This window comes from Oleiphilus sp. HI0123 (assembly GCF_001635315.1).
Genome location: NZ_LWGE01001133.1, coordinates 1 through 3,926 on the forward strand (window position 1 = coordinate 1; position 3,926 = coordinate 3,926).

The 3,926-nt window shown below is 45.0% G+C and carries 4 protein-coding genes; 1 reads left to right on the forward strand and 3 read right to left on the reverse strand.

Annotated features, from left to right (window positions below; genetic code table 11):
- The 3 genes from A3761_RS11820 to A3761_RS11830 all read right to left on the reverse strand — a co-directional run.
- Window positions 1–855 (reverse strand): acyl-CoA dehydrogenase family protein (locus A3761_RS11820; RefSeq protein WP_197473027.1); only part of this gene is annotated, 855 nt, incomplete at its 3' end.
- Between the two features lie 221 nt (window positions 856–1,076).
- A complete protein-coding gene (locus tag A3761_RS11825) occupies window positions 1,077–2,189 on the reverse strand; it encodes a GGDEF domain-containing protein (RefSeq protein ID WP_068513774.1) in 1,113 nt (370 codons plus the stop codon).
- A 71-nt stretch (window positions 2,190–2,260) separates the two neighbouring features.
- Window positions 2,261–3,268 (reverse strand): zinc-dependent alcohol dehydrogenase family protein, encoded by a 1,008-nt coding sequence (locus tag A3761_RS11830; RefSeq protein WP_068513777.1) that lies wholly within the window; start codon window positions 3,266–3,268, stop codon window positions 2,261–2,263.
- A gap of 201 nt (window positions 3,269–3,469) precedes the next feature.
- On the opposite strand from A3761_RS11830, the gene A3761_RS11835 reads away from it, so the two are divergent.
- On the forward strand, window positions 3,470–3,926 hold a 457-nt coding region (locus A3761_RS11835; RefSeq protein WP_231881213.1), incomplete at its 3' end, for a hypothetical protein.

Consider the following 3,926-nt stretch of genomic DNA (forward strand, 5'->3'; position numbering starts at 1 on the left):
TGCGCAGGATGGGTCAGCCCAAGCTAGCTTTGGCAGCCAATATTGTTTCTGTTCTTCAGTACCACCGGCCATGAGAGCTTTAGAAAGAATCTCAGGACGTGTAATCAAACTACCTGCTGCGGCTAAAGAGCCACGAGACAGTTCTTCAGTTACAACGATCATGCCCATGTTATCTTCACGGTCGTCTGGCTGTAAGCCGTCGTAGCGCTCTGGAATAGACAAACCGAAACAGCCCATTTCAACCAATGGCTTTAGAATTTCATCAGGAACCATCAAATCTTCGCGATGAATATGCTCTGCTTTTGGCATGACAACGTCTGTTGCAAAGCGCTGGAATGATTCACGCATGATTTCTTTATCTTCATCAAGTAAAGGATCAGTTGTGCAGCCATCTTGACCTAGCATGATTTTACCAAGCTCAACAAGTTTAGCAGTTTGCAGGTAGGTGTCGCAGAAATCCACAACAGCATCGTTGTCAAAGCTTTCAGCAAACTGTTCTTTAGACAAACCAAACTCTCTGGGTTTGGTGGCTAGACGAGCTTTAGTGCTTTGTACGGCTTCAGCACAGAACATCAATGCAATCGTTTCTTCGAGGTAGAGTTCTTCTTGTTCGCCTTTAGAGGCTCTGATTTTTTCAGCGTAATCACAGATTGAGCTAGCGGCTGCAATTTCAGCAGAAGCGTAGGCGAGGTCATAGGATACAACCTGGTATTCGTCTAATTTATGCCCGGAAAGGCGGCCCGTTTCGTTCAAGCACAGGTGCTTGATATGGCTTAGAGAAGTGTTGAGGGCATTCTGCGCGTGGCTGACGACAGCGCGTGCGTTCGAGATTAGCGTTGATGCTTGTCCAGACAAAGGGGAATCTCCTAATGTAAATACGTAGAAAAAAATCTAAAAAAATGGGTGTTAACTATAATTAACCGGCCATAATATAGGAAAAAAAAGGGTAAAAAAAGCTTTTGGCTGAGGCTATATTTTCTTTCGAATGAATTTAGCTGGTTAGTTGGGAAAAGTATTTGTTGCCAGGTCTATATCTAATTGGTACTACTTATAAATTAAGCTGGCGTGTGCTGACTTCAGGAAAGTGCATAATATTGGTTTCTACCATGCTCTTTTGCGTAATAAAGTGCAGTATCCGCTTCTTTTACTAACTCGCTTCGGTCATTACGAAAATTTGGTGTCGTGGTTGCACCACCAATGGAGCAGGTAATATTGATGACTTGACCATCTATTTCGAACTCTAAGTCTGATACTGCCTTAAGCATGCGCTTGGCAATATTCTCGGCACCATTTTTGTTTGTATTAGGTAGCAAAACGATAAACTCTTCACCGCCGTAGCGTGCGACGCAGTCAGAAGGTCGGGCAACCTCATCGTTGATCGCTTTGGCTGTTTTCTTCAAACAGTCATCGCCAAACATGTGACCATAGTTATCATTGAGGTTTTTGAAGAAATCCAGGTCAATCATAATGAGACTTAATGGGCAGGACATTCGCGAGCAGCGTTTCCACTCTTTACTGTATTCTTTATCAAAGAACATTCGATTCTTTAGCTGTGTGAGCGGATCTGTGGTGCTTAATTGTTCCATGAGCTCAGCCCTCTCTTCTGCAACCAAGTGATTGGTAATCGCAGACCAGTAGTCGTTATGGCTCGCTTTGGAAGAGGTGAATATGTAAGTCAGGCAGATACTGCATAACAAGGCATACATTAAGTTGCTGGTACTGCCATCATGAATCAAGGCGCCAATCACGGGCAGAAGCATAAAGATAGGGTAGAGAGTCCGGATTTCCGAAGATATGCTCAGTGTACTAGCACCGCCGACAGTGAAGGCGGGGGTAATAATTAAAATAGCGGTTTGCATCACTGTTAAACTGTCATCATAGATAACCCAGGCCGACATGCAGCCCCAATGAAGTGCTGCACCAAGAATAGTGATGACAAGCCATTGATGTAAGACGGGAATGTTAGGTGAGGGGCTACGGTTAAGTATTAATAGATGAGCAATTCGCAAGGCAGCAAATAATATGATTAGCCCCGTGTTTAGATAGAGAAAGCTGGGGTTGACTTGATCAAGGTTGAAGGTAAAAGCCAGAATTACCCAAACACCAAAATAGGTTAATATGCCGCTCTTTGCTCTATTCGTCAGGTCAGCTAAAGCATGGCTTTGCAGTTGTTGATGGTAATGAGGCATTTTTTATTCTGGCCTTCCGGTTTATCTTTATTATTTGCGTCTATATATCTGGCAGTATAAAGCATTCCTTACTAGGGCGTGATAATAATTTTCCCAATATGCTTATTAAGAGACAAGGTTGAAAAAGCTGACTGATAATCGGACAAACTAAAGGATTGAGCAATAACTGCTTGTAGATGACCTTCGCTAAATCCGCGACGAATTGCAGTAATGGCTCTTTGCTTCTGTTGCTCCTGTTCTAGTGTCTGGTCGACCGTATAGCCTTTTAGCGTCAACAAGCGCTTCATCAATACACCTGCGTGAATATCCATGGGCCGCCTGTCGAGCATTCCCTGAATTACAATTCTACCGCCTCGTGTTGAGGCTTTTACCAGGCCATGTGTGCCAGGGCCTGCCACGGCATCAAATACCAGGTCGCTTCCTTTTCCCTGGGTTATGCTCATCACTTCTTCGGCATATTTGAGGTTAGCTTCATCATCTCTGTCTTGGACGATGACATGCGGTGCGCCGAGTTGGCTCAGTATTTCTGCCTTTTCTTGACTAGTTGTGGTGGCTATGGGGTTTGCGCCAATCATGTTGGCGATTTGGGTAGCCGCGATACCCACGGAACTTGATGCTGCGGTGATAACGACATTTTCACCCGGTTTGAGGCCTCCCGCTTCAATCAAGCCTCCCCAGGCAGTGAAGTAGGCCATCCAGATTGCGCCACAGTGTTCATCGGGTACCGAGTCAGGGCTCGGTATGAGCGATGCTTCGTTATAGGCTCCATATTCTGCCAGTGTGCCTTGTGAATGAACATCAAAGCTCATTGGGCATAGGGCCACTTTGTCACCTAGCTTAAAGTTACTTTTACCGTCAGCTGGTAATGCGTCAACAATCCCGGCGGCTTCGAAGCCTAACCTGCTTCCTGGGTTTGGCTTGATAAAGTAGCGGTTTTGACAGAATAGAAGGTCGCCTCGATTCAAACCAATGGAGCGTATTCTTACTCCTACCTGGCCTGGTAACGGGGCTGGTTGATCTTGTTCTATCAGTTCAAGGCTATCCAGGTTTGGTGGAGAGCTTATGCTTAGGGCTTTCATAGTTTGGCTGTTCACGCTAGAAGGGTCGTTAATTTGGTGCAATATTGAAGCTGATGTTGCTCAAAAAAGCTATAGGTTTTTAAAAGACATAAGCAGCTGAAATCACACCTGTAAGAAATAATTCACTAAACTAACACGCCGCCTTAAGAATGTTTGTTCAAACTGGGTTTACAGTAAAAGAATCTTAAGGGGAGTAGCAAGATGCTTGAAGCCGTTTATCAATCGAAGAAAATTTCCAAGGAGCAGCTTTCCGGGCAGATGCTTGGCGTATCAAACCTGATACTGGGAATGAGTGTTGCCATGCCGCGTCTACTTCTTAGCTGGCTAAGTGAATGCGCTGAACAAGAGCGAGTTGCGCCGTTTAATTTGTATTACATGCACGGCTCAGAACATCTACGTAATACGCTTCTTAAACCGTCTTTGTCGGGGAGGATCTCGCCCAGGCCATTATTCTTAAGCGCCTCAGACCGACAAGCGCTGGCTGAGTCAAAAGATGAAGCATGGATGCAGTTTGTACCGACTAATTTTCATCAGGTTGGACGTTTGCTGACTGCCCATATATCACCGGATTGTTTTATGGTGACAGTCTCAAGTATGGATAAACACGGTTATTTTAGTCTGGGGACTAATGCCGACTATGGCGCGAGTGTCATTCGTA